Here is a 26,548-nt window from a genome sequence, read left to right on the forward strand (position 1 = left end):
AAAAAGTTTTCTGTGGGGAAGTTACTAAAATCTAGATAAAGAAAAGGAAAGGCTTCAGCGCCTTCCGTACTTCCTGAGGATTACGGCCAGGATTACAAGCGCGGCCAGTATCATGCCGATGCCCAGATAAGTGGCCCCGCTCCCCTTCGTCACGGTGACACGGACCTGCTCCTGAGTTTTCTTCTGGTCGCTCTCGGCGGTGAGGGTGATGAAGTAGTCGCCGGCATCGATGTTTCCAGGGACGTTTATCTTAACCGTGAACGTGACCTCTCCGTTTTTCTCCACGCTGGCCACACGCTCGGGAGTTACCTGCACGTTCCAGCCCTGCGGGGCATCGACTTTGAGTTTTACGTTGGTCAGCGGGCTTGTTCCTGTGTTGTACACTCTGACGCTCAACGTCGTCTCTCCTCCCGCCTTAACCTTTACGCTGTACCTCTCAAGACCAATCGCTATCCCGTAGCTCCCCATGAGCTGGGCTCTGAGCGTGACTTTCTTCTCTACGTCGCTTCCCAGCGACCTTACCGTCAGGTTTGCCGTGTAGTTCCCGAGCTTTGCCGTGTCGGGAGGTATTAGAATCACGTACAGCCTCTTCTCCTTGCCTGCATCTACGTACGTTGAGCTTATACCCGTCCTCGACTCCGGGCTTTCCACTATCATTCCGCCCCAGTTGGGGGGCACGCGGAGCGTTAACGAGTAGCTGTCGCTCTCCTTTCCGAGGTTCCTGAGTATTACCTCGTAGGTCAGCGTCTCTCCGAGAACGACGCTCTTCGAGGGTGCCGGCACGAAGACGTCGAAGTAGTACGGGAGCTTCTCCAGATTGACCGTGACTTCCGTTTTTTCTCCCGCCTTCAGTTGTACCGTCTCGGTGACCTTTTTGTAGGCTTCCTTGGAGACGATAAGCTTGTAAGCTCCCTCGGGCGCGTGGAGGACCGCGGTTCCGTCGGGAAGCGTCACGGCTTGGGTGGTGATTCCACCGCCGGTCAGCTCGACCTTAGCACCTCCCACGTAGGTGCCCGAGCCCTCATCCACGACTCTAACGACAAGCGTGCCGTTTTCCCCAGCGTGGGTCTCGGTCACGTAGACGTGAACCCAAACGCTCTCGTTTCCCGCGAGTATCTTGAGGGGATGGTCGCCTACGCTCGCGTTGCTCGGAATGCTCACGAGAGCGGTTACTGTTCTCTCCCCGCTCACCCTGACGATTCTAACCGGTGAGCCGCCTGCGAGGAACCTAACGCTCCATCCCGGCGGTGCCCGGGCGCTCAATGGGACGTCAGTTGGGGTTGACGAAGAGAGGTGAAGCGAGAAGCTGACGTTCGTCCCAGCAGCGGCCTCCTTCCCCGGGCAATCAACGTACGCTTGGAGGGGTCTTCCCTGGACGACTGCCAGGATTGTGACGCTTGCGTTTCCGGCCCCAACTTTTATCCTGTAAGTTCCTGGTGTACTTCCGGCCTTCAAGACGAGGGTCAGGGGAAAGCTCTCTCCGTGCTTCAGGTAGAGGCCGAGAACGCTGACGCTGCCGGATTTGAGGATTCCAGTCCACCCTCCCGGGACCTGAACGGAAAGGGGGACGTAGCCGGACTCTCCGAGATTCTTCACGGTCAGTCCTATTCCCACCTCTTCCCCTGGCGACAGCAGTACCTCGTGGATTTGGGTGCTCAGCTCGACGTGGGTCTCGCCTCCGGTAAGCTCCACCCGTTTTCCTATGAAGAACAGCCTTGCCTGGCCCCTGTCGGGAAACACGCTCCCGACGACGATGGAGAGGTTGTTGATTGTAACGTTGTCCCCAAAGGAGAGCACGTAGAGAGTTCCGTTGATTCTAACGGCCGCCCCTCCGTTTGAGGAAACGTCCACCAGCGTGACGTTCATGCCGTTTACTTTCACGGTCTCGCCGATGCTGAGCGTCACTCCCACCGTCTCAGCCAGAACGCCCGGAAGAAAAAGGAGGAGTATAAGCCCTGCAAGGGCCCGTCTCATGTTAATCACCTTATCTCAGCTCTCACGAACCCGAGGTACGCCAGCACAAACCAGAGGATTATGTAGGCGAACAGCGTTATTATCTCCTTCTTCGCAAAGGAGAGGCTTTCGCTCAGGCTGTACTTTGGAACCTTTTCCGTGGGGGAGTGGGGGATGAAGTACGATTCGCTGGACTCCTTGTACGGGTCCAAGACGTAGTCCGATATGACCTGGAAGTCGTTCATGGGTGACAGCATGGTTATGTAGTACTCGGTCTTCCAGTACCTCCTGCCCCACTCCATGGTCTTGTTCTCGTACTCCTCCATGAGCTTCTCGTACTTGTTGAGCTCGGCCAGGGTAACGTTCTTGCTGGAGTGTATCTTCTGGGACATTGCTTGGAGCTCCGGCGGCATCTTGGGCTGCGGTCCGACGATGACCCTCGCCACCACCGGGGCCACAGTCATTATGACCACTATGAATATCAGGAACATTACGAGGGAGTACATCAGGGCGTTGCCGCTCTTCTTTGCGTACGCCGAAAAAGCCACCGCCATGGTGAAGAACAGGAACAGATACAGGTAAGCGAACAGGAAGTACGTTATCAGCCTCGTGTAGCTGTCTATGGTTACGCCCGCCCATACGAGCATTCCCGTGACGACGAGGCCGGTTACAAGGACGGCAAATGCGAGGGTTATCGCACCCCCAAGGAGTTTGCCGAGGATTACCTGGTCTCGGAAAACTGGGTGGCTCATGAGAACCTTGAGCGTCCTGTCCTCCCTCTCGCGCGTTATGGCGTCGAAGCCGAGGGCCAGTGCGAAGATTGCCCCGACGAACTGAAGGTTCGACGTAACGCCGAACATCACCTCGTAGACCTTGCGCGTGCTCTCACCGGAAGACATTCCACCCAGGCTTATGACTTCTATGTTGAGCTTAACCTGGATGAGGGCCAGCACCATCACCACGAGCAGGAACCCGAAGAAAATCAGGAAGCGCCTGCTCGTCAGGTAGTCCCTAAACTCCTTCTCGGCTATCGCCCCAATCATTTCGCTCCCCTCCCGTAGACGAGTTCCATGAAGATTTCCTCGAGGCTGGGCTCGTGGAGGTGAACGTCGAGGACGGTGTACCCTTTCGCCCTCAGCTCCGTTACGAGGTCCTCCCTGATGTCCCTTTCAGCGTACACTACCAGTTTCCTGTCCCCGCTCCTCCTCCACTCTATCACGTTCGTTTCGAGACCCTCAAGCTCTAGGGGTTCCTTAGTCTCAACGGTTATCAGGTACCTGCCTTCCATGAACTTCCTCTTTATCTCCTCCTGGCTCCCGCTTATGAGGAGCTTACCCTGGGAGATTATGCCGATTTCATCGCTGACCTCTTCAACCTCCGCGAGTATGTGGCTTGAGAAGAATATCGTCCTGCCGTCCTTCTTCAGTTCCCTCACAAGCTCCCTAAGCTCCACGGCCCCCCTCGGGTCGAGGCCGTTCGTTGGCTCGTCAAGGAAGAGTATCTCCGGGTCGTTGAGGAGGGCCTGCGCGAGCAGAAGTCTCTGCTTCATTCCGGTCGAGAATCCCTCAACCTTCCTGTCCGCAACTTCCTTCAGGCCGACGAGCTCGAGGAGCTCCCTCGCCCTCTTTTCCGCCTCGTTCCTTGGCATTCTGTAGAACTTGGCGAAGTAGAGGAGGTTGTCGATTGCGCTCAAGTTCGGGTAGAGGCCGCCCTCCGCCGGCATGAAGCCCGTTATCCTCTTGACTTCCACGGGCTTTTCCATCACGTTGATTCCAGCGACGTGCGCCGTCCCTTCAGTCGGTTCTACGAGCCCAAGGAGCATAAGGATTGTCGTCGTTTTACCAGCCCCGTTGGGGCCCAAAAATCCATAGACCGTTCCCTTCTTAACCCTGAGGTTGAGGTGGTCCACGGCGACCGTTCCATCGTAGATTTTGGTCAGATTTTCTGTCTCTATCGCGTACATAAAGACCACCATGGGAAATGGAAATTGAAAACATATAAACCTTTCTGCAACTTCAAAATCGTTTGGAGTAAAACGAAGGGTTTTTATGCCGTCATAGTAATGGGGCCCTATGCGCTTTAAACCGAGACCTTTTGTTAAGCCCGTTGACTTCCGCTGTCTCTACTGCCTCGACTGTTGCAGGGGAAGGCACGTCTACCTGACTCTGAAGGACGTCGAGCGAATAGCCAGGGCCGGAAACGACCCCCAGGACTTCGTGACGTTCTCGGTCGAGGGGGACAGGATACGCTTCGTTCTCGCCATCCGCGAGTGGGATTTGGGTTGCGTCTTCCACGACCCGGAAACCGGAAAGTGCAGGATTCACGAGGTCAGGCCGGTTATCTGCCGCATCTACCCCTTCATGGTCTCCAGAAAACCGCTCGGCATCGAGGGTGAGAAGCCGTTCAATTACAAAGGAGAGACCCTGTGGCTCTACTACGACGAGGGCTGCCCTGGAATAAACGCCGAAAACCCGGAAACGACGATAACGCCCGAGGAGATAGCGGAGCTCGGGCTTGAGTTCGAGAGGGAGTTCGAGAAGACCGATATGGACGGCTTTGCAGGGCTCCTCGACGAGCTCGAAAAGTAGATATACAACTTCTCCCTAACACCTCTTATGAGGGGTCTCCTGCTGACTTCCGTTTATCTCGCTCAGGGCGTTCTCAACCTCGTCTTCTACGGGATTCCTTCGATAATGTTCTCCGTTCTCCTACCCCAGCGGGTGTTTCGTGAAGTTGCGTGGTTCCTTCCGTTCCTGGTTCTCCTGTACTTCGCCATCGGGGCGTTCTCCCTCTATTTTCTTGGTTTCACCCCACGGCCCGGTAGGGGGAGGCGCATTGGAGTCGTTTACTTCTCCATTGGGCTGGTTGGTTCAACGGCGGTCTCCCTTGAACCCTTCGGTGAGACTCCCCTCCTGAGGGTTCTCTTCGTTGCCTGGGCTCTCCTCTCGCTCCTCGGCATTTTCCTCCTGCTCCGCACGGAAAACCTTGAAAATGTTTCACCTCTGCTCATCGTTTCGGCGCTCCTGATTCTGCTGTTCTCGGGCGCGGTGAGCTTTCTGACCGCCCAGTGGATTGTTGAGGACTACTACGCCCACGTCCATATGAACGAAAGCGTTCCCGAGAACGCGACCGTTATAGTTGCCTACCCAGAAAACGTCAGTCCTCCTGGCGGAACGGGCTAAGCTTTTAAGTTCCGCGCCAAGGGTAGTGACATGAGCCAGGAACTCCGCTACCGCCGTGCCTCCGCATGGGAATACGACCTCATACTCCGCGAGGCCGAGAAGTACGGCGAGTTGAAGCACCACTTCTTCGCCGTTGTCGAGGGTAAGTTCAGGGACGTTTACGCCGTCAACGAGCGGGTCTGGAGGGAGCTTGAGGGGTTGAAGGTTAAGCCCTACGCTTACGGCACCTTCGTCGGCACGATTAAGGTTGACAATTTGGTTGAGAAGTTCTACCCCAACGTCGAGTTCTTCTACTTCGTTGAGGTCGAGAAGAACTACGCGGTGCTCAGTCCAAAGGCCGGCTTCCTCTTCACCACGGGCAAGGACGTCCCGAGGAGTGGCGTGCGAAAGTACGTCTGGCAGGGGACGAAGAAGCTCGTAATCTACGACGAGAACGGGATTATCCTCGGCATTGGCAGGATAAACCCCGAAAGCAGGAGGAAGTTCATCCTGAACGTCACCGACATCGGGGAGTTCCTGAGACGGAAGAGGTAGAATAACAACCTGCCTTAACCAGTTAGGGTGGGTTGTGCAGGAGAAATAAAGAGTGAAAAAGTTGTTTGGTTTATCCAACAGTCACAACGAGGGCATAGCCGTCGGTTGTTTTAGGTTCCGTCATCCTTATCGTTTCTTTTTTGGTGTTGGACGCCACTCCAGCGTTCCGAGGCCTTTGAGTATGCTGGTGGGTGATTCTGTCGATAATTAATAATTTGTAACCTCATTTTTGTATTTCTCTTTAGTAAAATATTTTTATTTAATGAAAAACTTTATATATTTTGATTATATTGTAATAATGAAAACCTTTGATGGAGGTGATACGTACGAAAAAGCTCGTAAAACTAAGCTTGCTCTTCTGTCTCGTGGGTTTGGTTTCCATAGCCAGCGTGTCCGCGTGGACCTCAAAGGCCCTCATCCCATCGTCTGGATGCTGGAGAATGTACGACCAGGACACCGACACTCCCTCCTGGGGTCAGGATGAGTGGGTCTGGGCCGGCGTCTCTGGATGGCTGAACATCTGCGACGGGAGAATAACCGTCGATACTTCAACCGTGAAGCATGTTGCGTACTGGTCAGGCGTCAAGGTGGACAGGTCCAAGGTGCAGGAATACACTGGAACCAGGGTCTCCTTCACAAAGATACCCTGCGAGAGGTATAACGGGGAGGAAGGGGAGGCTTTTGCATTGATTCCCCACTTCTACAAGCACTGACCTGGGTGACGCCGCGTGCGGGGTAAAATAACTCTTGCCCTCTGGGTTTTAATTTTTTGTCTGGGGGTCACTACAGTATCAGCCGCAGTCCCTGCCTGGCTCAAACCCGGAACCTACGTTACCTACGCGGTCATCGTTCCGAATGACGCGAGGTTCGGGACAAACGACATCATGGTTAAGATTGATATGCTCAACGAGCGCTCCTTCGAGGCGCTTTCTCGTTACCTTCACGTCTCGCGGGATGAGAACTACGTTACCGCCCTCTGGCCGATGGGGACGTCTTACCTCACCTTTAGGGTTCTCTCCGTGGAGAACGACACGGCCAAAATCCCCGTCAGGCTTGAGCTCCACGACGTGGCGATTGAAAGGCCCGACCTCGCGAACGCGAGCGTGCTGGTGCTTTCCGAGGTTCTCACCCTCGACCTTAGAACCGGCATGTACGTTTGCAACGGCACGCCTGTCGGCAGGCCGAGCTTCTTTGTAGACCCCTCCAATCCGCCAGGCCCCGGTGCCATCCTCCTGAACGTCACGGTTCCGGAAGGGGGAGACTGGGTGATGAGGGTTAAAAACCTGAGCTACTCCCGCTACCGTGGCTTTGAAATCCTGACGCACCTGCGCACCTTCCATCCGCCTTTCATCTACCTCGAATCCGACGCGGTGAGGTTCAACCTCCACGGCCCGGACTACAGCTTCTCCGGGGGCACTTCTTTCTCGGCCCTCTACGACCCCTCAACCGGCCTGATGATAGCGTCCGACATGTTCTCAACCCCTCCCGAACTCGTTCTCATGGGCGTGGTTAGCTCCACGATGGAGGACGTGAACGCCTCGCGGGCCCTCCGCAAACTCCTCGCCGAGGACTCTAAGAAGCGCTGGCTCCAGGGCTGGAACCTCTTCGCGACAAACGTGGAGTTCCCGAGGGAGCGCTCCTTTAGGGCGCCGGGCAGCCCCTTCGTTTACTACTTCGTCCTCGCGGTTCTCCTCGCCTTTGCGGTCGGTGTCAGGGACTTCAGGAGGTGGATTGGATGAGGATTCTCCGCTGGGAGCTTGAGGACCCGCTCAACCTTGCCGCGTTCGCCTTCGGCTTCCTTCTCATCGGAACTTCCCTGTTCCTTAAGGGAATTCGGGTCTCAAATCACTTTATGGTATCCCCGCCGAGCGAGGACTTCATAAGGGCTTTCTCCTACAGAACCATGGGCGTCAGCGTTCCCCTTCTCTCGGACGAAGTTTACACCGCCTTCATGCTGACGGCGGTTCTCCTGGCGTCGCTCGTCCTGCGGAACGACAGGGACACTCGCTTCGCCCTCTCGCTCTACTCCCTCCCCGTGGGAAGGAAGAGGCTTGTCCTCTCCAAGGTTCTGGCGGTTTTCGTAATGCTCTTCGTCGCATCTTTCGTCCCGTTCCTTCTGACGGTCATCTACATCTTCGGCGACACCGGGAACTTCCTTCTTACGGTTCTGCTTTCAAAGGGCCTCCTTCCCTTATACCTGCTCTACTGGGCTTTGGCAGTGCTCTACGCGGTCGCGGTTTCCTCCTTGGTGGCCATGAGTTCCCCCAACACCTTCGTCTCGGTGATGGTCGGCCTCTCGGTTCTCTACCTGCCCCACTCGTTCGGAGTCTCTTCCCTGCCCCCGGCGGTTCTAAACTCGGCGGTATTCCACGCGTACACTTCAAGCGTCTCCCTTTCCCACTGGTTCATGAAACTCCTCTCGTCCGCTTTCCTCTCCTGCGTTCTTCTTCCCTTCCTCCTCATCGCCATGACTCTCTACCTCGCGGAAAGGAGGGACGTCAGATGAGGTTCATCAGGCTCATCCTCTTCCTCGTCGCGGCCTTCACGCTGGTGGCCCTCGCGGTTCAGCACGCCGAGCTCTCCAAGCCCTACTCCGACTTCGCGGTTGGGCCCTCCTGCGCGGTCGTCCCGTCGGCGAGGGTTCTCGTTCTCAACATGAACGGTCAGGGCAACTACTCCGTGACGTTCTACGACCCAGTTGAGAACCGGGTCGTTTACTCCTCCACGCTCTCTGGCTACGGGAGAAAGGTCGTGAAGTTCAGCCACTCGGGCCCCTACTGTGTCGTGGTCTCCTCCGAGGTGCCGGCTTCCGTGGCAATCTCGGGTCGGGAGAGCTACCCCTCTTCGAGGGCCCTCTCGATTGAGTACCTCGTGGGCGGCACCTCGGCGCTCCTCTTCGCCCTCCTGGGGGTGAGGAGATGATAATCCGCGCAAAGCACCTCACGAAGCGCTTCGGCCACGTAACCGCGCTCGACTCGGTGAGCGTTGAAATCGGCGGGGGCGTAACCTTAATCCTCGGGCCCAACGGCGGGGGCAAGAGCACGTTCCTGAACCTCTGCGCCGGAACCTACAGGCCGACGGCCGGGACGGTCAGAGTGTTCGGCGGCGACCCGTGGGCCGATGAAGAAGTCAGGGCGAGGTTCGGCGTCTCCTTCGACCCGCCTGCCCTTCCGAGACATAGAACGGGCCGTGAGTGGCTTGAGTTCCTGGCCGAAATCCGCGGCGGCTCCATTTCGGAGGTCGTTGAGGCGTTCTCCCTCGGGGGCTTTATCGACAGGAGGATTTCAACCTACTCGGCCGGAATGGCGAAGCGCCTGAGCATAGCCTCGGCATTCATCGGGGAGCCGGAGCTCGTCCTGCTGGATGAGCCGCTCGCGAACCTTGACTTTGACGCGATACCTGAAATAGCCGGTCTGCTGAGGCGGTTTGCCTCGGAAGGCCTGTCCCTCGTTGTGGTCTCCCACATATGGAAGCCCTTCGTCGAGTTCGCCGACAGGGCGGTTGTTATAGCCGGGGGGAAGGTGAAACAAGATGGCGACGTTGAGAAGGTTGTTTCTGCTCTCAATCTTATTTAGCGTGCTGTTCGTACCGCTGGCGTCCCCAACGCCCGTGCTCTTTAAGTTCAGCGGACGGGTAAGGGTTGGGGATTTAAACGCGACCGCTCCGACCGTGCTGAACCTGAGCAACGGCAGATGGCAGGCTGAGCTGTCCATCGGAAACGTCACCCTCATCTTTAACCTGAGCGTTGGCGGTACGCCCCTCGTGGTTGAGGTGAACGAGTCACTCCTGAACGAATCCCTGGGCGGCTTCTCGACCGCGACCGTTTTCTTAGGGGGAAGAGAAGTCCCCACCCCGAAGTCCGAGGAAACTCCGTGCATGTCAGCTCCCAACTGGACCGAGGGGGAAGGTGCGAACTCGGCGATGGGGCCATCAGAACCGGTCCCCATGGAAACGGTTCTCTTCGCCTCGTGCCGCGTGAGGGACTACCTCCTCCTTCCAAGCGGTCTTCCTGTAGCCGCTGAATACGCAGGGGTCACAAAATACTGCCTCGTCAAAATTTCGGTGAGTAAAAGCGGCTGGAGTTCCTTCGGCGGCTGTTCTAGGGAGCCCATTGAAAACGCAGTAACCCCAGCTCCAGTGAGGATACTCTCAAGGCCGGCCAACGCCACGGTCTACGTCAACGGCTTCCATCTTTTTGGGGAGTGGTTTACCCCGATGAGGCTCTATCTCCCCTTTACTCCCCTGCTGAATTCGTATAACATCTCCCTTGGTGCCAACGGCTATCCGTTTGTCTCCGGCATCGTGGTTTCCGCTGGGGGAAACGTCACGGTCTTCGCCGACCTCTCCCTGCTGTCGCGGGCGGTTTCGGTTCATCCTGAGGCCGGAACCCTTGAGGTCTCGACGAGGCCCTCCAACGCAAGTCTGGCGATTTTTGCGGGGAATCGGAAGGTTTTCTCAGGAAAGAGTCCGCTCAGACTCATCCTTCCTGCGGGCACCTACACGGTCAGCGCTTCCCTTCGGGGCTACGGCGGCGTTGTGAAGAACGTGACGGTTCCGGCCAACGGAAGCGCCTCGCTGAACCTGGCCCTCAGCCCCCTGCCGGCCAGACTCAACGTGAGCACCTCTCCTCCCGGTGCTCTCGTTCGCGTCGGGAACAGGACCTGCACCACCCCGTGCTCCGTGAACCTAACTGCGGGCGTCTACAACGTTTCGGCCGCGCTCAATGGGTATCTCCCAAACTCCACCCTCGTCTCGCTGTCTCCCAATACCTCTGCTCATGTTTTCCTGAGATTAGTTAGGAAGCCAGTCCTCGAAGTTGTGACGTCCCCTCCTGGTGCGGCGGTCTCGGTGGGCGGAAAAACCTGCCTAACTCCCTGCAGCCTCCTCCTGGCCCCTGGAAACTACAGCGTGAGGGTTGAGAAGGAGGGATATGAGAGTGCTTACCTTCAGGTTTCCCTTCAGCCCGGAAAAACGGTCAGAGTAAACCTCTCCCTCACGGAAACGGGAATTCCCCTGGGTACTACCTCATCCTTTTCCCCCACCTTCGAAAGTTCTGGAGCTGAAACGCCATCAGAGACAAAAAGCGCAGGCTTTTCCGTGCTCCCTGCGCTTCTCATCGTGGTCGTGGTTTTGGCTGCGCTCCTTCTCTGGAGGAGGGGCTAACCTTGTTGAATTTTCTAACCGCACGTAACCTTTTTAAGACCTTTTGTGTAGAGCCTAATGGTAACTAAAGGTTACTAAAGGGGGTGACGCTCATGATTAGGAAGGTCAAGACCGGCATTCCGGGCATGGACGAAATCCTTCACGGGGGGATTCCCGAGAGGAACGTCGTCCTGCTCAGCGGCGGGCCGGGAACCGGCAAGTCCATATTCAGCCAGCAGTTCATCTGGAACGGCCTCCAGATGGGCGAGCCGGGAATCTACGTTGCCCTTGAGGAGCACCCGGTTCAGGTGAGACAGAACATGGCCCAGTTCGGCTGGGACGTCAGGAAGTACGAGGAGGAAGGCCTTTTCGCGATGGTTGACGCCTTCACCGCTGGAATCGGCAAGAGCAAGGAGTACGAGAAGTACATCGTCCACGACCTGACCGACATCAGGGAGTTCATAGACGTCCTCAGGACGGCCGTGAAGGACCTCGGAGCCAAGCGCGTTGTTATTGACTCGGTTACGACTCTCTACATCAACAAGCCCGCGATGGCGAGGAGCATCGTCATGCAGCTCAAGCGCGTTCTGGCCGGTCTCGGGGTTACGAGCATACTCGTGAGCCAGATAAGCGTCGGCGAGCGCGGATTCGGCGGACCGGGTGTTGAACACGGCGTCGACGGCATAATCAGGCTCGATTTGGATGAGATTGACGGCGAGCTCAAGCGCTCGCTGATAGTCTGGAAGATGCGCGGAACGAGCCACAGCATGAGGAGGCACCCCTTCGAGATAACCGACAAGGGAATCGTGGTTTACCCTGACAAGGTGCTGAAGAGGAAGACCGTTGTTGAGATTGAGTGAAAACTGAAAGGGGGTGAGAGGTATGGAGGTCCCGCTGAACCCGATTGGAAGGGAGGAGATACACAGGCTCGAGAGCATACTACTCTTCGCGACGCTCTTCAGGCCCGAGGTCATAGAGCTCATCAAGGACCCGGCCGAGAGGCTCACCTGGGTCGACAGCCTCGCCGTTGCAGCTGGAGCGATAGCGAGGGAGAAGGCTGGAATGACCGTCAGGGAAATCGCCGAGGAACTCGGCAGGACTGAGGCTACCATAAGGAAGCACCTCAAGGGCGAGACGAAGGCCGGTCAGCTCGTCAGGGAAACTTATGAACTCATAAAGCAGGGCAAGCTCGACGAGCTCGTCAGGAACGTTGAGGTTCTAGCTAAAGGAGGTCAGCTCGTTGCCATGGAGGAGTATGAGAAGCTCAAGCGCGAGAAGGAGGAGCTCCAGGCAAAGCTCAACGAGCTCCGGGAGCAGGTCGAAAAGCTTGAGGAGCAGAACCGCGAGCTCCAGGCGAAGCTTGAGAACGTCAGAAGGGTTCTAGGCGATGCACTCGAAAGGATAAGGGAAATAGAGAAACTGCTGTGACTTATCCCTTTCCATTCTTTCTGAGGGCCTCTTCCCAGGTCATTATCATGTGGGTGAAGGTGTCGTCGTCCTCTTCAATGCCCCTCTTTATCTCGGAGACGTGGGCGTACTTGGCCTTGAGCTTGTCGAGGATGTAGTCGACGGCCTTCTCGGGCTCGGCCTTGGTCCCGCAGGTGTAAACGTCCAGGGCTGCGTAGCCCTTCTCCGGCCAGGTATGGATTGAGATGTGGCTCTCCGCGACGATGACGACGCCACTGACGCCGGTCGGTGAGAACTTGAAGAAGTAGCTTGACTTGACCTCCATGTTGCCGACCTTTGCCGCCTCAAGGAATATCTGTCTTATCTTGTCAGCGTCACCGAGTATCCCTGGATCGCACCCGGCGGCTTCAACAACGTAGTGAAAGCCAATGGTCTCTATCTCGCTCATGGCTTCTCACCTGAGGGGTGGGTAGTGCGCTCCCTTTTTAAAGTTAATCCCGGAAGTGAACGGGAATGAGCGGACCGTTTCAGTTCTGAACTAACTGGAGCGGAGCTTTATCGATTTAAACTGAAAGTTTCTGGCAGTTTTTAGAAAATCCTGTTACTCTTGGCCAAAATGATTGTTAAGCCCTCTTCTGCCGTTTAAACTTTCCTGATGAGTGGTGCTCAACTCCATCCAGGGAACCACTAATCTTAAAACTCCCCCGTCAAATTAACCACAAGTCGAGATTAAAAACTCCCAGGGGTGAACGTATGGCCAAGAAGAAGGCTAAAAAGCCCGGGGCTACGAACGACTTCCGGGCAAAGAAACGGAACAAACTAAGATTTTTGGCCGAGATGGAACCGAAGAAGATGATAATCTACCCGCTCGTCGTGTTCATAGTTGCCCTGTTGCTCCTGGCGGTGCACTTTCCGCCCCTTGGAATAGACCTTAAGGGCGGTGTCGTCGTCACCGGCTACGGCATAAACGCCAACCCCGACCAGGTTGAGAAGTGGCTCAGCAAGGACCTCGGCGTTGAGGTTACGGTCGAGAGCTTCACGAGCGTTGAGGGTGCCAAGGGAATCCGCGTTTACGCTCCCGCCGGAGTCGACCCGGTTAAGATTATCAACCTGCTTAAGGAGAAGTATCCAAACGCTGAATACACCCACAGCGAGGTCCTTCCGACGTTCGGAGAACTCGCCAAGAAGCAGGGAATCAAGGCTATAGCCTTTGCCTTCCTCGCGATGGCGGTCGTTGTGTTCTTGTTCTTTAGGAACCCGATATCGTCAATGGCCATAATCTTCTCGGCCCTCTCGGACATGGTCATAGCGGTCGCGGTGATGGGAATCTTTAGAATTCAGCTTACAACGGCGACGATAGCGGCTCTGCTGATGCTCATAGGTTACACCGTCGATAGCAACATTCTGCTGACCACGAGACTTACGAGGAGGAAGGAAGACACGATAGAGGAGGCCTATCTAAGCGCGGTTTCAACGGGTTTCACGATGAGCACCACAACGCTGGGAGCGCTCTTCATGCTCTGGCTCATCTCAACGTCGCCAACGATAGACAACATAGCCATAGTCCTCATCTTCGGTCTCCTCGCGGACTTCATGAACACCTGGATTTTCAACGCCGGCGTTCTCAGGTGGTATCTCTCGACAAGGGGGGTTAAGGCATGAACAGGAAGCTTAAGAAGTTGCTCCTCAACTGGAGGATAATCCTTCTCATACTATTCCTCGCGGGCTCGATAGCAACCCTCGCGATGCGTCCCCTGACCTTTGGAATCGACATATCCGGCGGAGTCGCACTCATAGCCCAGACCGAGCATCCCGTCAATTCCAAGACTATGGAGCTCGTCGTTGATTCCCTTCAGAAGCGTTTGAACACCTTCGGTCTGAGGGACGTTCAGGTTCAGGGCCAGGGCAACGACATAGTCGTCGTCAAGGTGGCAAACGTCACGAGCGCGGAAGAGGCGAACCAGCTCAAGAAGGTCATCGAGAGCCAGGGTGTCTTCTACATGGAGTTCGACGGTGTAATCTTTGGAACCGGCAAGGACATAACCTATGTGGGTCCCTACCAGATAAAACCAGACAACAGCTGGTCAGTTCCGTTCAGGATAACCAAGAGTGCCGCCGAGAAGTTCGCGAAGCTGGCCAAGGGAAAGGCCGGCTGGCCGGTTGACATGTTCCTTGACCCCCCAACGAACTCTCTCTTGGTGGTTCCAAAGAGCATGTACGACCTAATGAACAGCACGGCCTTCAACGCCCAGGCACCGGATGCACCCTACCTCATAGTTAGAATCCACAAGGCCTTCAACATAACCACGGTGGCATATACCAACCAGAGCGCGGCCGAGCTCAAGAAGCTCGCCGATGGAAAGCCAATCGTCCTCGTCGCGGTAGGGGAGGACCTCGTGAACCAGCTCAAGTCCATGAACGTGAGCGTTCGCTACATCCCGAGGCAGGCGGGCGTCACTGACACGGCCCTCGTTAAGAGCGTCCTTGGTCTCTACGGACCGTACTCGCTCGGTGAAGGCCTCGCGAACGGAGAACCCCAGACGGACGTCCAGATAACGGGCCATGCCGCCAACAGACTTCAGGCCGAGCAGGAGGCCAAGACGGTTTACACTGTCCTGAAGAGCGGTTCGCTCCCGGTCAAGCTCAAGGTCATTGGAATGCAGTTCATATCGCCCAAGCTGGGTGAGAGCTTCAAGACCCAGGCCCTCTACGCGGGAATAGGTGCCCTGATAGCCGTCCTCCTGCTGGTTTATCTCCACTACAGGAACTGGAAGATAGCCATACCCGTTGCCAGCACGAGCCTCTTCGAGGTCACCATAATCCTCGGAATCGCCGCTTTGATAAGGTGGAACCTTGACCTGCCCAGTATCGCAGGTATTATCGCGGCCATCGGTACTGGAGTGGACCAACAGATAGTCATAACCGACGAGCTCCTCGGCGGTGAAAAATCGAGCAGGATTGCCAGACGTTCGAGCACTCTCAAGAGGATTGGAAGGGCGTTCTTCATCATATTTGCCTCGGCAGCAACCACGATAGCGGCCATGAGCTTCCTGCTGGTTTACTTCGTCGGGACGCTCAAGGGCTTCGCCGTGACGACCATCATCGGTGTCCTCATTGGAATATTCGTCACGAGACCAGCCTACGCTGAGATAGCCAAGTACCTAATCGGTGAGGACTGATGTACGTCATAATAATGGGTGCCGGCAGGGTTGGCTACCTCGTCGCCAAGATGCTCGAGGAGGACGGCCACGATGTCACCATAATAGAGATGGACAGAAAACGAGCGAAGGAACTGTCGATGCAAATAAACGGCCTTGTGATAGAGGGCGACGCGACCGACCCGAAGACGCTGGAAGAAGCAAACATAAAGCAGGCAGATGCTTTCGCCGCCTTAACCGGCAAGGACGACGCAAATCTACTGGCGTGCATACTGGCGAAGAACCTCAACCCCAACGTCAAGACCTCGCTGAGGATAAGCAACCCCAAGAACAGAAAAATCTTCGAGGAGGTAGGCGACCTCAAGAAGTACTTCGACTTTGTGATTTCGCCGGAGGAAATAGCGGCGGAGTACATAAGCAGGAACATAGTCACACCGGGCTTTGACCGTGTTCTCTTCCCAAAGGAGGGGGCCGAGATAGTCCGCTTTAACATCGACGAGAACAGCGAGATAGCCGGAAAGCTCGTCAAGGAACTCAACCTCCCCAAGGACGCTCTCATCATAGCGGTTTACGACGAAAAGGGCAACCTTATCATCCCCTCCGGCGATACGAAGTTGCCGGAGAGGGGTCAGGTAATCGTCTTCGCCAAGAACTCGGTCCTCAAGGAAGTGAAAGAACTTTTGGAAAGGAAGAGGTAGCATAAAAAGCGACCGGAATTTGATGTACATTTTTAATCATTTTTTCATTTCTGTCCCTCAAAACCATAAACTATTTAAACCAATTAGGGAAGCCAAAGGTGGCGAAAAGCTCACCTGTTTTCAGGGTCACCGGAGGGGCGGCTCATGGAGGACGTCATCAAGCGGATTGTTGATGCAGAAAAAGACGCAGAGGAGCGTATCGAACGAGCAAAGGAAGAGGCAAAGGAGATAATTGCAAAGGCCAAAGAAGAGGCCAAGTCCATAGAGGAGGAAATCCTCTCCAAGGCTCAGGTGGAGGCCGATGCCCTCGTTCAGAAGGCGAGGGAGGAGGGTGAGGTCGAGGCTAAGAAAATCCTCCAAGAGGGTGAGAGGGAAATTGATGCCCTTCGCTCGAAGGCCGAGGCCAACTTCGAGAGCGCCATCACCCAGGCAATAGAGCTCGTGAGAGGGGGCTGAGATGTTCAGGCCCGAGGAAATGGTCAAGCTTGACGTTATAACGCTCAACCGCTACAAGGATGCACTCCTCACGTACCTCCACGAAGTTGGTGCGGTTGAGCTCAGGGAGCTCAACGTCAGGATAGCCCAGAAGGACACCCCAAACGAGTACCACCGAAAGGCCGCTTCCTACAGCATAACCATCTCAAGGCTCGCCGACTTTCTTAAGGCCCACAAGAAGGCCCAGGGCGGAGGGATAAAGGAGCTCTTCTTCCCGAAAGAGAAGCCGAAGAAAACCTACCGCTACGAGGGCATCGAAAAGCTCATCAAGGACGTTGAGGACTTCCTCTCGAAGGCTGAGCCCGAGATAAAGGCCGTTGAGGGGAAGCTCAGCTCGCTTCAGACCGAGATTGAGAGGATTAAGGAAGCTATAGCCACCCTCGAACTTCTGTCCGTCTTCAAGCTCCCCGTTCAATACCTCAGGCACGGCGGTCTCGTCGAGGTTTCCGTCGGTTCCGTTGAGAGGGTCAAGCTCGGGGCCCTCCTTGAGGACCTCAAGAAAATAACGGAGGGCAAGGTTGCCGTCGTGACCAAGGAACTCGGCGACAAGGTTCTCCTGGCGATAGCCAACCTCTCGAAGGACCACGACAAGGTCAATTCCGTCCTTGCCAAGCACTCCTTCGAGAGGCTCGAGGTTCCCGAGGGGGATGGAACGCCCGACGAGCTCGCTAAGGAGTACCGGAAGAAGCTTGACGCCAAGCTTGGGAAACTCGACGAGGCGAAGAAAGAAGCCGAGAAGCTCGCCGAGAAGTACTACGACGACGTCGTCTTCTACCAGGAGCTGATGGAGAACGAGCGCGACAAGGCCTCAGTTCTCCCGATGCTCGCGAGGACGAACATGACCTTCGCCCTAACCGGCTGGCTCCCGAGGGTCGACGTTCCGAAGGTCCTCGAGGGTATAAAGAAGGTCACCGACGGAAAGGCCTACATAAACGTTCGCGAGCCTACTAAAGAGGACATCGAGGAGATTCCGATTAAGCTCAAGAACCCCGGCTGGGCGAGACCCTTCGAGATGCTCACCGAGATGTACGGCGTTCCGAGGTACGACGAGATAGACCCGACGCCGATAATAGCCTTCACGTACTCGTTCTTCTTCGGCTTCATGCTCACGGACTTCTTCTACGGCCTCATCGTCGGCATCGTCGCGGCACTGCTCGTCAAGGGCCACAAGAAGTTCAACGACGGAACCTACAAGTTCGCATACACCCTGCTCGTCAGCTCGTTCTTCACGATGCTCATGGGAATCCTCTTCGGCAGTTACTTCGGCAACGCCGGCGACATAGTCCTCCAGTACGTCACGGGCAACCCGAACGCGCACTTCCCGCGCATAGCGGACGCCTTGAAGGACCCGATGTTCGTCCTAATGCTCGCACTCGCCATAGGTCTCGCGCACCTCTTCACCGGCTACACCATAGGCTTCATCGTCAAGTGGAAGAACGGCGACAAGAAGGGCGCGGTACTTGAACAGCTCCCCTGGATGCTCATAATACTCAGCATAGTCTTCTTCGCGACCAAGAACGCCTCGCTGATGCTACCGGCCAAGGCACTCTTCGGAATCGGCATAGTCCTCTTCGCGGTCGGCGAGATAGTTGCCAACGGCGGACTCGCGGCGCTGATGATAATATCGGACTTCTTCGGCTTCGTGGGAACGTGGCTCAGCTACGCAAGGCTTATGGCCCTCGCACTGGCAACCAGCGGAATAGCGATGGTCGTCAACGTCCTTGCTGCGATGGTCTGGGGAATCAAGATAAGCGTCGTTCCGCTCGGAATCATCATAGGTTTGATTATCTTCATCGGCGGTCAGCTGTTTTCGACCGCCATAAACGCCCTCGGAGCGTTCGTTCACTCGCTCCGTCTCCAGTACGTTGAGTTCTTCGGAACCTTTTACTCGGGCGATGGAAAGCCCTTCACCCCGTTCAAGTCCAAGAGGGAGGTTTCGAAACTCGAGTTGAAAGCTGATGGAGGTGCATGAAGGATGGACCCGATAGTTTACGTTGCCCTCGGTGCGGCGCTCGCGAGCGGAATAGCGGGTGCCGCCTCAGCCTTCGGTGTTGGTATAGCAGGCGCTGCGGCTGCAGGAGTCGTTGCAGAGGACGAGAAGAACTTCAAGAACGCGCTGATACTCGAAGGTCTGCCGATGACCCAGAGTATCTACGGTCTCATTACGCTGTTCCTCATCCTGCTCAGCGCGGGAATCATAGGCGGCGGCTTCAAGTTCGCCCAGCCCACGACCGACAACATAGTTAAGAGCGCCATACTCTTCGGTGCCGGTCTTACCGTCGGCCTCACCGGTCTCTCCGCCATACCGCAGGGTATCATCGCCAGCGCTGGAATCGGTGCCGTTGCCAAGAACCCGAAGACCTTCACCCAGGGCATCATCTTCGCCGCTATGGCCGAGACCATGGCAATCTTCGGTCTCGTCGGTGCGCTCATCATGATTGCCACCGGCGTCGGTCTCTGAACCCTCTCCTTTTTACAGCTTGAGGAGGATTGAAGATGGAAGGGGCTGAACTGATAATTCAGGAGATAAACAGGGAGGCCGAGCAGAAGATACAGTACATACTCAGCGAAGCCAGGGAAGAGGCCGAGAAGCTCAAGGAAGAGGCCAGGAAGAGGGCGGAGGCCAAGGCCGAATGGATACTCCGAAAGGCCAAGACCCAGGCCGAGATAGAGAAGCAGAGGATAATCGCCAACGCCAAGCTCGAGGTCAGGAAGAAGAAGCTCGCCGTTCAGGAGGAGCTCATAAGGCAGGTCATCGAGTCCCTCAAGGAGAGGCTCGCGAACCTTCCCGAGGATGAGTACTTCCCGATGCTCGTTGAACTCACCGTCAAGGCCGTTGAGGAGCTCGGAACCGATAAGGTCGTCGTCCGCTCCAACGAGAGGACCCTCAAGCTCATCGTTGAGAAATTAGCCGAGTTCAGGGAGAAGCTCAAGGAGGCCCTCGGAAAGGACGTCGAGGTCACCGTCGGTGAGCCGATTCAGACCATCGGTGGAATCCTCGTGGAGAGCTCCGATGGAAGCGTCAGGGTGGACAACACCTTCGAGGCCAGGATAGAGCGCTTTGAGAGTGACCTGAGGGCTACGATTGCCAAGGCCCTCTTCGGGTGATTGATATGGAGGCAGTAACGGGAATCCTCAACACCACCATTGCAGTCGTCTTCACCTGGGTGGGCTACAAGACCGCCAGGATAATCTGGAAGTACACGCCTTACTCCTATCCAAACGCCAGAATCAAGGCGATGGACGCGAAGCTCCTCACCGAGCAGAAGTTCAACGAGCTGGCCGAAAGCAGGACCCTTCAGAACTTCGTCGTGAACCTGGAGGACACCGACTACAAGGACTATTTCGGAGACGTTTCGAGCTACACCGTTGAGGAGGTTGAGAAGGCCCTCGAGAGGGCCCTGGTTGGAACCTACGGGCTCATGTTTAAGATACTCCCCAAGCGCTCAAGGGGCTTCTTCGAGCTCCTCCTCGAGGGCTGGGACATCAGGAACATAGCCAACGTCGTCAAGGCTAAGCTCGCCGGAGAGCCAGCGGGTGACTACGTTGTCGAGCTCGGAACGATGCTCCCCAAGGTCAAGGCCATGGCCGAGGCGAAGACCCTCGAAGAAATCCTCGTAATCCTCGAGGGAACCCCCTACGAGGAGCCCTACCAGAAGCTCCTGCTCGGCGAGATAGACGTCACGCGCTTCGAGACCGAGCTCTACAGGATGCACTACGGAAAACTGCTGAGCTATGCCCTCTCAAGGAAGGACGACGAGAGGATTATCTTAGAGGAGTTCGTGAGGCTCTCGATAGACAGGGTCAACATCCTTACCGCGCTCAGGGCAAAGAAGGCAGGCCTGTCGGTGGAAGAGATAAAGCCGATGCTGATTCCGGGCGGAACCGTCAAGCTTGACCCGCTCTTGCACGTTGACTCCTTCGACATGGCCTTAGCCGAGCTCGACTCGACCAAGTACGGCCCGGTAATCAGGGACGTCAGGGAGGAAATAGAGAACGACCTAAGCGTCCTTGAGAAGGCACTCAACGACCACATAATCGAGAGGATTTCAGAGCTCGAACGCTTCTACCCGCTCAGCATAGCCACGCCACTGAGCTACGTCCTCAGGAAGGAGAGGGAAATCAGGAAGCTGAGGGCAATAGCCAAGCTGATAGAGAACGGCGTTGAGCCCGAAAGGATAAAGGAGCTCGCGGGTGAGGTGGCATGAAGATAGCCGTGCTCGGCGACAGGGACACCGCTCTGGGCTTCAAGCTCGCCGGTGCTCACGAGGTTTACGCCTTTGAGGATAGCCCCCTTGAGATGGAGAGGCTTAGGAACAAGCTTAAGGAGCTCGTTGAGAGGGGCGACGTGGGAATCATACTCATAACCGAGAGGTTCGCCCAGAGGATTGAAATTCCGGACGTTACGATTCCAATCATCCTTCAGGTGCCGGACAGGTCCGGCTCTAAGTTCGGTGAAGAGGCCCTCCGCGAGATAGTCAGGAGGGCTATCGGTGTTGAGCTCAAGAGGTGAAGGGAAATGGGAAGGATAATTCGTGTTACGGGACCACTCGTCGTTGCGGACGGCATGAGAGGAAGCAAGATGTACGAGGTCGTTCGCGTCGGTGAGATGGGTCTCATCGGAGAAATCATCCGTCTCGAAGGCGACACGGCAGTCATCCAGGTCTACGAGGAAACGTCAGGTATAAAGCCCGGTGAGCCGGTCGAGGGAACCGGTTCGTCGCTCAGCGTCGAGCTCGGTCCAGGTCTGCTCACCTCAATGTACGACGGGATTCAGAGACCGCTTGAAAAGCTCCGCGAGCTCAGCGGTGACTTCATAGCGAGGGGTTTGACGGCCCCGGCCCTGCCGAGGGACAAGAAGTGGCACTTCACGCCAACCGTTAAGGTCGGCGACAAGGTCACCGGTGGAGACGTCCTCGGTACCGTTCCTGAAACCAGCATCATCGAGCACAAAATCCTTGTTCCACCTTGGGTCGAGGGTGAGATAGTCGAGATAGCCGAGGAAGGCGACTACACCGTTGAAGAGGTTATCGCCAAGGTCAAGAAGCCCGACGGAAGCGTAGAGGAGCTCAAGATGTACCACAAGTGGCCTGTCCGTGTCAAAAGGCCCTACAAGAACAAGCTCCCGCCCGAGGTCCCGCTCATCACCGGACAGAGAACTATCGATACTTTCTTCTCGATAGCCAAGGGTGGAACTGCAGCAATTCCGGGTCCGTTCGGTTCAGGAAAGACCGTCACCCAGCACCAGCTGGCGAAGTGGAGTGACGCGCAGGTCGTCGTCTACATCGGTTGCGGTGAGCGCGGAAACGAGATGACCGACGTCCTTGAGGAGTTCCCCAAGCTCAAGGACCCGAAGACCGGTAAACCGCTCATGGAGAGAACCGTCCTCATAGCCAACACCTCGAACATGCCGGTCGCGGCTCGTGAGGCTTCAATCTACACCGGAATCACCATAGCGGAATACTTCCGCGACCAGGGCTACGACGTCGCTCTGATGGCCGACTCCACCTCAAGATGGGCCGAGGCCCTGCGTGAGATTTCCGGCCGTCTCGAGGAGATGCCAGGTGAGGAAGGTTACCCGGCCTACCTCGCCAGTAAGATTGCGGAGTTCTACGAGCGTGCCGGCCGCGTTGTGACCCTTGGAAGCGAGCCCAGGGTCGGTAGCGTCTCCGTCATCGGTGCCGTTTCACCGCCGGGTGGAGACTTCAGCGAGCCCGTCGTCCAGAACACCCTGCGTGTCGTCAAGGTCTTCTGGGCCCTCGATGCCGACCTCGCGAGGAGGAGGCACTTCCCGGCAATCAACTGGCTGAGGAGCTACTCGCTCTACCTCGACTCGATACAGGACTGGTGGCACAAGAACGTTGATCCCGAGTGGAGGAAGATGCGCGACACCGCTATGGCCCTCCTCCAGAAGGAGGCTGAACTCCAGGAGATTGTCAGAATCGTCGGTCCTGACGCGTTACCCGACAGGGAGAAGGCCATACTCATCGTCACCAGGATGCTCCGTGAGGACTACCTCCAGCAAGATGCTTTCGATGAGGTTGACACCTACTGCCCGCCGAAGAAGCAGGTCACCATGATGCGCGTTATCCTCAACTTCTACAACAAGACCATGGAGGCCGTGAGCAGGGGAGTTCCAGTTGACGAGATAGCCAAGCTCCCGGTCAGGGAGAAGATAGGTCGTATGAAGTTCGAGCCCGACGTTGAGAAGATTAGGGCGCTCATAGATGAGACGAACGAGCAGTTTGAAGAGCTCTTCAAGAAGTACGGGGCGTGATGCTCATGCCGGGAATGGAGTACTCCACCGTTAGCAAGATTTACGGCCCGCTGATGATTGTCGAGGGCGTCAAGGGAGTTGCCTACGGTGAGGTCGTCGAGATAGAGACCGAGAGCGGGGAGAAGAGGAAGGGACAGGTGCTCGAGGCCAGGGAGAACCTCGCGATAGTCCAGGTCTTCGAGGGAACCCGCGATTTGGACGTCAAGACCACCAGCGTCCGTTTCACCGGCGAGACCCTCAAGGTTCCCGTTTCAATGGACATGCTGGGAAGAATCTTCAACGGTATCGGTAAGCCCATCGACGGCGGACCGGAAATCATCCCCGAGGACAGGAGGGACGTTCACGGTGCACCGCTCAACCCCGTCGCGAGAGCCTACCCGAGGGACTTCATCCAGACGGGTATCTCGGCCATAGACGGTATGAACACCCTCGTTCGCGGTCAGAAGCTTCCGATATTCAGCGGTTCAGGTTTACCGCACAACATGCTCGCGGCGCAGATTGCGAGGCAGGCGAAGGTCCTCGGTGAGGAGGAGCAGTTCGCCGTCGTCTTCGCGGCGATGGGTATCACCTACGAAGAGGCCAACTTCTTCAAGAAGAGCTTCGAGGAGACCGGAGCAATAGAGAGGGCCGTCCTGTTCCTCAACCTCGCCGACGACCCGGCCATCGAGCGTATCATTACCCCGCGTATGGCCCTGACCGTTGCAGAGTATCTGGCTTTCGACTACGACATGCAGGTTCTGGTTATCCTCACGGACATGACCAACTACGCAGAGGCTCTCCGTGAGATTTCGGCAGCGAGAGAAGAGGTTCCCGGAAGGCGCGGTTATCCGGGTTACATGTACACTGACTTGGCCACAATCTACGAGCGTGCTGGAAGGGTCAGGGGCAAGAAGGGAAGCATAACCCAGATGCCAATCCTCACGATGCCCGACGACGACATCACCCACCCGATTCCGGACCTTACCGGTTACATCACCGAGGGCCAGATAGTCCTCAGCAGGGAACTCCACAGGAAGGGTATCTACCCACCAATCGACGTCCTTCCGAGTCTCAGCCGTCTGATGAAGGACGGTATCGGTAAGGGAAGAACCAGGGAAGACCACCCGCAGCTGGCCCAGCAGCTCTACGCGGCCTACGCCGAGGGACGCTCCCTCAGGGACCTCGTCGCCGTCGTCGGTGAGGAAGCTTTGAGCGAGACCGACAGGAAGTACCTCAAGTTTGCAGACAGGTTCGAGCGCGAGTTCATCGCTCAGCGCTACGACGAGGACAGGAGCATCTTCGAGACCCTCGACCTCGGCTGGGAGCTCTTGGCGGAGCTTCCGGAGAGCGAGCTCAAGCGTGTCAGGAAGGAGTACATCCTCAAGTACCACCCCAAGTACAGGAAGAGGGGCGAGTGAGCCCCTACCAACTTTTTAGGTGGTCGAGATGGCAGAACTGCTCAACGTGAAGCCGACGCGAATGGAGCTCCTCAACCTGAAGAGGCGCATCCAGCTGGCCAAGAAGGGCCACAAGCTCCTCAAGGACAAGCAAGATGCTTTAGTCATGGAGTTCTTCACAATCTACGACGAGGCGCTCCAGCTGAGGCGCGAGCTCAACCTCAAGATGAAGGAGGCCTTTGAGGCCCTTCAGATGGCCGAGATTGACGTCGGAACGCTCCGCCTCAAGGAGATAAGCCTCTCCGTGAAGCCCAACAGGGAGGTCGAGATTAGGAAGAGGAACGTCATGGGCGTTCCGGTTCCCCTCATCGAGGCCGAAAGCTTCAAGAGGAACGCGGGGGAGAGGGGTTACGCCTTCGTTTCGAGCTCCGCCAAGGTTGACCTCGTGGCCGAGAAGTTCGAGGAGGTCCTTGATTTAGCGGTCCGCCTCGCTGAGGTGGAGGAAACCCTCAAGAGGCTTGCGAGGGAAATCGAGGTCACCAAGAGGCGCGTCAACGCGCTCGAGTACATCATAATCCCGCGCATGGAGGCTACCGTCAAGTTCATCAAGCAGAGGCTCGACGAGATGGAGCGCGAAAACTTCTTCAGGCTCAAGAGGGTTAAGGCGTTAATCGAGGCCAGGGGCGGTTCCTGAGCCCACTGAGCTCTCCTTTTTCTGTCCGGCGTTTATGTAGGTGCTTGTGTAGGCAAATCGCTTAAATATAACCTTTCCGTAACTAAACTGGGGGTGAGCGATGGGGGAGTATCACATCGAGCCCGGACTCGACCCGAGAAAGGACCACGTTCTCTACGAGGATGATGAGCACCTCGTCGTTTACCTTGGAACGCAGGAGGGCGGCGAGGACATTGACGTCAACAGCTACCTCATAGTCAGCAGGGGGAAGGGCATTCTCATAGACCCCGGAGGATACAAGATTTTCTCGAAGGTTCTCGCCAACATATCCAAGTACATCGACCCGAGGGACATCGAGTACATCTACATATGCCACCAGGACCCGGACGTTGCAGGCAGTTTGCCCCTGTGGAGGGAGGTGAGCAACGCGAAAATCATAGTTCACTGGCTCTGGACGAGGTTTTTACCGCACTTCGGTTTTGAGGATGCCAAGGCGGTGACCCACGAGCTGCCGGACGAGGGCGAGACGATGCCCTTCGGCGCGACCACGCTCGAGTTCATACCTGCCCACTTCCTCCACAGCCCGGGACACTTCACGATATACGACCACAGGAGCAAGTTCCTCTTCACAGGTGATATCGGCATAGCGCTCCTGGACGAGCCCTATATAGTCGTTGAGAACATGGAAAGGCACATTCAGGCGATGAGGCCGGTTCACGAGAGGCTTATGGCCAGCAACAGGGCCATAAAGGCCTGGCTCGACAGGGTGAAGTTCCTCGACGTCGAGGCGATACTGCCCCAGCACGGGGCGATAATACCTAAGAGGTTCATACCGCGCTTTTACGACTTCCTTGAGAACCTGAAGTGCGGCGTTGACCTCTACCGCTGAGGTGGTAGCATGAACGTCAGGAGCATCGAGAAGGCATCGAACGCCCTGGCCCAGTCGGTTCGTATAAAAACCTCCAGCAGGGAGTCCAGCAAAATCATAGACGAGCTGGCGGAGCAGATTAGCGGGCAGTTCCTTGAGAACAACATGGTGATTATTGAGAACATTGAGAAGCTCTCTCAGGTTATGAAGGAACTTGAGAGGTTCCAGCAGGAGTTCCTTCCCTTCTTCCAGCGCTTTGAGGTCTTTGCCCAGGAGTTCAACACCCTCGTCGAGAACCTTGAGTACGTCTCAAGGATAAGCGACTCGATAGCGAGCGTGGCAAAGCAGACCAACCTCGTTGCCCTGAACGCCTCCATTGAAGCCGCCCGCGCCGGGGAAGCGGGAAGGGGCTTCGCGGTTGTCGCCGATGAGATTCGAAAGATGGCCGTTCAAACGATGAACCTCGCCAAGGAGATAAAGGACTTCAACACCCGGGTCATGGGCCAGCTCGAGACGCTCCGCGACGCCTTGGCCGTCATGGACAGGATTAAAGAGGGCACGGACATACTTGGGAGAGACATAGAGGCCATGGTCGAGATTAGCTCTGTCCTCGACGAGATTTCACGCGAGCAGGAGGAGATAGTGAACGACATCAAGAGGCTCAAGGGAATAGCCTTAGCTTTGAGAAAGTTCGCCGACATGCAGGACAAGTACAACAAGGAGCTGGCTTCCCTCCTCAGGATGATGGTCAGCGAGTACGCGAAGGAGCAGGCCGAAAAGTGAGG

At 56.3% G+C, this 26,548-nt stretch carries 29 protein-coding genes; 25 read left to right on the forward strand and 4 right to left on the reverse strand.

From position 1 onward, the window contains the following. Positions 1-54: 54 nt before the first annotated feature. From CS910_RS02155 to CS910_RS02165, 3 genes are read right to left on the reverse strand one after another with little or no spacing between them, the layout of a single operon-like run. Positions 55-1,974 (reverse strand): COG1470 family protein, encoded by a 1,920-nt coding sequence (locus tag CS910_RS02155; protein WP_099209523.1) that lies wholly within the window; start codon positions 1,972-1,974, stop codon positions 55-57. Positions 1,975-1,979: 5 nt separating this feature from the next. Continuing rightward, positions 1,980-2,996, reverse strand: coding sequence for an ABC transporter permease (locus CS910_RS02160; protein WP_099209524.1), 1,017 nt, complete (start codon positions 2,994-2,996; stop codon positions 1,980-1,982). Continuing rightward, a complete protein-coding gene (locus tag CS910_RS02165) occupies positions 2,993-3,916 on the reverse strand; it encodes an ABC transporter ATP-binding protein (protein ID WP_099209525.1) in 924 nt (307 codons plus the stop codon). Before CS910_RS02165 ends, CS910_RS02160 begins: the two co-directional genes overlap by 4 nt. A gap of 109 nt (positions 3,917-4,025) precedes the next feature. On the opposite strand from CS910_RS02165, the gene CS910_RS02170 reads away from it, so the two are divergent. From CS910_RS02170 to CS910_RS02220, 11 genes are all read left to right on the forward strand, one after another. Beyond that, complete coding sequence (locus tag CS910_RS02170) at positions 4,026-4,541, forward strand: YkgJ family cysteine cluster protein (protein ID WP_099209526.1); 516 nt, start codon at positions 4,026-4,028, stop codon at positions 4,539-4,541. Positions 4,542-4,568: 27 nt separating this feature from the next. Further along, positions 4,569-5,135, forward strand: a complete 567-nt coding sequence (locus tag CS910_RS02175) for a hypothetical protein (RefSeq protein WP_099209527.1) — start codon at positions 4,569-4,571, stop codon at positions 5,133-5,135. Between the two features lie 30 nt (positions 5,136-5,165). Then, complete coding sequence (locus tag CS910_RS02180) at positions 5,166-5,669, forward strand: PUA domain-containing protein (protein WP_042691166.1); 504 nt, start codon at positions 5,166-5,168, stop codon at positions 5,667-5,669. Positions 5,670-6,034: 365 nt separating this feature from the next. After that, positions 6,035-6,382: a hypothetical protein gene (locus CS910_RS02185; protein WP_145955335.1), complete on the forward strand. Its 348-nt coding sequence runs from the start codon at positions 6,035-6,037 to the stop codon at positions 6,380-6,382. Positions 6,383-6,397: 15 nt separating this feature from the next. Further along, on the forward strand, positions 6,398-7,408 hold the full coding sequence (locus CS910_RS02190) for a hypothetical protein (protein ID WP_099209529.1): 1,011 nt from the start codon (positions 6,398-6,400) through the stop codon (positions 7,406-7,408). After that, a complete protein-coding gene (locus CS910_RS02195; protein ID WP_099209530.1) occupies positions 7,405-8,175 on the forward strand; it encodes an ABC transporter permease in 771 nt (256 codons plus the stop codon). Before CS910_RS02190 ends, CS910_RS02195 begins: the two co-directional genes overlap by 4 nt. Further along, the gene (locus CS910_RS02200) at positions 8,172-8,591 is read left to right on the forward strand and encodes a hypothetical protein (RefSeq protein ID WP_099209531.1); all 420 of its coding nucleotides are present in this window, start codon (positions 8,172-8,174) and stop codon (positions 8,589-8,591) included. The genes CS910_RS02195 and CS910_RS02200 overlap by 4 nt, the downstream gene beginning before the upstream one ends. Next, positions 8,588-9,244 (forward strand): ABC transporter ATP-binding protein, encoded by a 657-nt coding sequence (locus tag CS910_RS02205; protein WP_173866213.1) that lies wholly within the window; start codon positions 8,588-8,590, stop codon positions 9,242-9,244. The genes CS910_RS02200 and CS910_RS02205 overlap by 4 nt, the downstream gene beginning before the upstream one ends. Beyond that, a complete protein-coding gene (locus tag CS910_RS02210; RefSeq protein ID WP_099209532.1) occupies positions 9,201-10,832 on the forward strand; it encodes a PEGA domain-containing protein in 1,632 nt (543 codons plus the stop codon). The genes CS910_RS02205 and CS910_RS02210 overlap by 44 nt, the downstream gene beginning before the upstream one ends. A gap of 92 nt (positions 10,833-10,924) precedes the next feature. Continuing rightward, positions 10,925-11,671 carry a KaiC domain-containing protein gene (locus CS910_RS02215; RefSeq protein WP_099209533.1) on the forward strand — a complete coding sequence of 249 codons (747 nt, stop codon included), beginning with the start codon at positions 10,925-10,927 and terminating at the stop codon, positions 11,669-11,671. A 22-nt stretch (positions 11,672-11,693) separates the two neighbouring features. Continuing rightward, positions 11,694-12,239 (forward strand): hypothetical protein, encoded by a 546-nt coding sequence (locus tag CS910_RS02220; protein ID WP_099209534.1) that lies wholly within the window; start codon positions 11,694-11,696, stop codon positions 12,237-12,239. Position 12,240: 1 nt separating this feature from the next. Here the strand turns inward: CS910_RS02220 and speD are convergent, their stop codons facing one another. After that, a complete protein-coding gene (speD, locus tag CS910_RS02225) occupies positions 12,241-12,666 on the reverse strand; it encodes an adenosylmethionine decarboxylase (protein ID WP_099209535.1) in 426 nt (141 codons plus the stop codon). Between the two features lie 305 nt (positions 12,667-12,971). Between speD and CS910_RS02230 the strand changes: the two genes are divergently transcribed. The 14 genes from CS910_RS02230 (at position 12,972) to CS910_RS02295 (ending at position 26,546) form a co-directional block, all read left to right on the forward strand. After that, positions 12,972-13,880, forward strand: a complete 909-nt coding sequence (locus CS910_RS02230) for a protein translocase subunit SecF (RefSeq protein WP_099209536.1) — start codon at positions 12,972-12,974, stop codon at positions 13,878-13,880. Beyond that, the gene (locus CS910_RS02235; protein WP_099209537.1) at positions 13,877-15,397 is read left to right on the forward strand and encodes a preprotein translocase subunit SecD; all 1,521 of its coding nucleotides are present in this window, start codon (positions 13,877-13,879) and stop codon (positions 15,395-15,397) included. The genes CS910_RS02230 and CS910_RS02235 overlap by 4 nt, the downstream gene beginning before the upstream one ends. Further along, on the forward strand, positions 15,397-16,074 hold the full coding sequence (locus CS910_RS02240) for a potassium channel family protein (protein ID WP_099209538.1): 678 nt from the start codon (positions 15,397-15,399) through the stop codon (positions 16,072-16,074). Before CS910_RS02235 ends, CS910_RS02240 begins: the two co-directional genes overlap by 1 nt. 144 nt (positions 16,075-16,218) lie before the next feature. Further along, complete coding sequence (locus CS910_RS02245; protein WP_099209539.1) at positions 16,219-16,530, forward strand: V-type ATP synthase subunit H; 312 nt, start codon at positions 16,219-16,221, stop codon at positions 16,528-16,530. Between the two features lies 1 nt (position 16,531). Beyond that, a complete protein-coding gene (locus CS910_RS02250) occupies positions 16,532-18,541 on the forward strand; it encodes a V-type ATP synthase subunit I (RefSeq protein WP_099209540.1) in 2,010 nt (669 codons plus the stop codon). A gap of 3 nt (positions 18,542-18,544) precedes the next feature. Next, positions 18,545-19,030, forward strand: a complete 486-nt coding sequence (locus CS910_RS02255) for a V-type ATP synthase subunit K (RefSeq protein WP_099209541.1) — start codon at positions 18,545-18,547, stop codon at positions 19,028-19,030. Positions 19,031-19,065: 35 nt separating this feature from the next. Continuing rightward, complete coding sequence (locus CS910_RS02260) at positions 19,066-19,677, forward strand: V-type ATP synthase subunit E (protein WP_099209542.1); 612 nt, start codon at positions 19,066-19,068, stop codon at positions 19,675-19,677. Continuing rightward, positions 19,677-20,777, forward strand: a complete 1,101-nt coding sequence (locus tag CS910_RS02265) for a V-type ATP synthase subunit C (protein ID WP_099212375.1) — start codon at positions 19,677-19,679, stop codon at positions 20,775-20,777. Before CS910_RS02260 ends, CS910_RS02265 begins: the two co-directional genes overlap by 1 nt. After that, positions 20,774-21,082, forward strand: coding sequence for a V-type ATP synthase subunit F (locus CS910_RS02270; RefSeq protein WP_099209543.1), 309 nt, complete (start codon positions 20,774-20,776; stop codon positions 21,080-21,082). The genes CS910_RS02265 and CS910_RS02270 overlap by 4 nt, the downstream gene beginning before the upstream one ends. A 6-nt stretch (positions 21,083-21,088) precedes the next feature. Continuing rightward, positions 21,089-22,846, forward strand: coding sequence for an ATP synthase subunit A (locus CS910_RS02275; RefSeq protein ID WP_099209544.1), 1,758 nt, complete (start codon positions 21,089-21,091; stop codon positions 22,844-22,846). Between the two features lie 5 nt (positions 22,847-22,851). After that, positions 22,852-24,243 (forward strand): ATP synthase subunit B, encoded by a 1,392-nt coding sequence (locus CS910_RS02280; protein ID WP_099209545.1) that lies wholly within the window; start codon positions 22,852-22,854, stop codon positions 24,241-24,243. Positions 24,244-24,271: 28 nt separating this feature from the next. Continuing rightward, a complete protein-coding gene (locus CS910_RS02285; protein ID WP_099209546.1) occupies positions 24,272-24,916 on the forward strand; it encodes a V-type ATP synthase subunit D in 645 nt (214 codons plus the stop codon). A gap of 100 nt (positions 24,917-25,016) precedes the next feature. Further along, complete coding sequence (locus CS910_RS02290) at positions 25,017-25,784, forward strand: oxygen-binding di-iron domain-containing protein (protein WP_099209547.1); 768 nt, start codon at positions 25,017-25,019, stop codon at positions 25,782-25,784. A gap of 9 nt (positions 25,785-25,793) precedes the next feature. Then, positions 25,794-26,546, forward strand: coding sequence for a methyl-accepting chemotaxis protein (locus CS910_RS02295; RefSeq protein ID WP_099209548.1), 753 nt, complete (start codon positions 25,794-25,796; stop codon positions 26,544-26,546). Positions 26,547-26,548 lie beyond the last annotated feature (2 nt).

This window comes from Thermococcus henrietii (assembly GCF_900198835.1).
Taxonomy (GTDB): domain Archaea; phylum Methanobacteriota_B; class Thermococci; order Thermococcales; family Thermococcaceae; genus Thermococcus; species Thermococcus henrietii.

Bases quoted from the DNA above. Each gene is read 5' to 3' on its own strand.
- CS910_RS02155 (WP_099209523.1), bottom strand. From the start codon at position 1,974: ATGAGACGGGCCCTTGCAGGGCTTATACTCCTCCTTTTTCTTCCGGGC.
- CS910_RS02160 (WP_099209524.1), bottom strand. From the start codon at position 2,996: ATGATTGGGGCGATAGCCGAGAAGGAGTTTAGGGACTACCTGACGAGC.
- CS910_RS02165 (WP_099209525.1), bottom strand. From the start codon at position 3,916: ATGTACGCGATAGAGACAGAAAATCTGACCAAAATCTACGATGGAACG.
- CS910_RS02170 (WP_099209526.1), top strand. From the start codon at position 4,026: ATGCGCTTTAAACCGAGACCTTTTGTTAAGCCCGTTGACTTCCGCTGT.
- CS910_RS02175 (WP_099209527.1), top strand. From the start codon at position 4,569: ATGAGGGGTCTCCTGCTGACTTCCGTTTATCTCGCTCAGGGCGTTCTC.
- CS910_RS02180 (WP_042691166.1), top strand. From the start codon at position 5,166: ATGAGCCAGGAACTCCGCTACCGCCGTGCCTCCGCATGGGAATACGAC.
- CS910_RS02195 (WP_099209530.1), top strand. From the start codon at position 7,405: ATGAGGATTCTCCGCTGGGAGCTTGAGGACCCGCTCAACCTTGCCGCG.
- CS910_RS02200 (WP_099209531.1), top strand. From the start codon at position 8,172: ATGAGGTTCATCAGGCTCATCCTCTTCCTCGTCGCGGCCTTCACGCTG.
- CS910_RS02205 (WP_173866213.1), top strand. From the start codon at position 8,588: ATGATAATCCGCGCAAAGCACCTCACGAAGCGCTTCGGCCACGTAACC.
- CS910_RS02210 (WP_099209532.1), top strand. From the start codon at position 9,201: ATGGCGACGTTGAGAAGGTTGTTTCTGCTCTCAATCTTATTTAGCGTG.
- CS910_RS02215 (WP_099209533.1), top strand. From the start codon at position 10,925: ATGATTAGGAAGGTCAAGACCGGCATTCCGGGCATGGACGAAATCCTT.
- CS910_RS02220 (WP_099209534.1), top strand. From the start codon at position 11,694: ATGGAGGTCCCGCTGAACCCGATTGGAAGGGAGGAGATACACAGGCTC.
- speD (WP_099209535.1), bottom strand. From the start codon at position 12,666: ATGAGCGAGATAGAGACCATTGGCTTTCACTACGTTGTTGAAGCCGCC.
- CS910_RS02230 (WP_099209536.1), top strand. From the start codon at position 12,972: ATGGCCAAGAAGAAGGCTAAAAAGCCCGGGGCTACGAACGACTTCCGG.
- CS910_RS02235 (WP_099209537.1), top strand. From the start codon at position 13,877: ATGAACAGGAAGCTTAAGAAGTTGCTCCTCAACTGGAGGATAATCCTT.
- CS910_RS02240 (WP_099209538.1), top strand. From the start codon at position 15,397: ATGTACGTCATAATAATGGGTGCCGGCAGGGTTGGCTACCTCGTCGCC.
- CS910_RS02245 (WP_099209539.1), top strand. From the start codon at position 16,219: ATGGAGGACGTCATCAAGCGGATTGTTGATGCAGAAAAAGACGCAGAG.
- CS910_RS02250 (WP_099209540.1), top strand. From the start codon at position 16,532: ATGTTCAGGCCCGAGGAAATGGTCAAGCTTGACGTTATAACGCTCAAC.
- CS910_RS02255 (WP_099209541.1), top strand. From the start codon at position 18,545: ATGGACCCGATAGTTTACGTTGCCCTCGGTGCGGCGCTCGCGAGCGGA.
- CS910_RS02260 (WP_099209542.1), top strand. From the start codon at position 19,066: ATGGAAGGGGCTGAACTGATAATTCAGGAGATAAACAGGGAGGCCGAG.
- CS910_RS02270 (WP_099209543.1), top strand. From the start codon at position 20,774: ATGAAGATAGCCGTGCTCGGCGACAGGGACACCGCTCTGGGCTTCAAG.
- CS910_RS02275 (WP_099209544.1), top strand. From the start codon at position 21,089: ATGGGAAGGATAATTCGTGTTACGGGACCACTCGTCGTTGCGGACGGC.
- CS910_RS02280 (WP_099209545.1), top strand. From the start codon at position 22,852: ATGCCGGGAATGGAGTACTCCACCGTTAGCAAGATTTACGGCCCGCTG.
- CS910_RS02285 (WP_099209546.1), top strand. From the start codon at position 24,272: ATGGCAGAACTGCTCAACGTGAAGCCGACGCGAATGGAGCTCCTCAAC.
- CS910_RS02290 (WP_099209547.1), top strand. From the start codon at position 25,017: ATGGGGGAGTATCACATCGAGCCCGGACTCGACCCGAGAAAGGACCAC.
- CS910_RS02295 (WP_099209548.1), top strand. From the start codon at position 25,794: ATGAACGTCAGGAGCATCGAGAAGGCATCGAACGCCCTGGCCCAGTCG.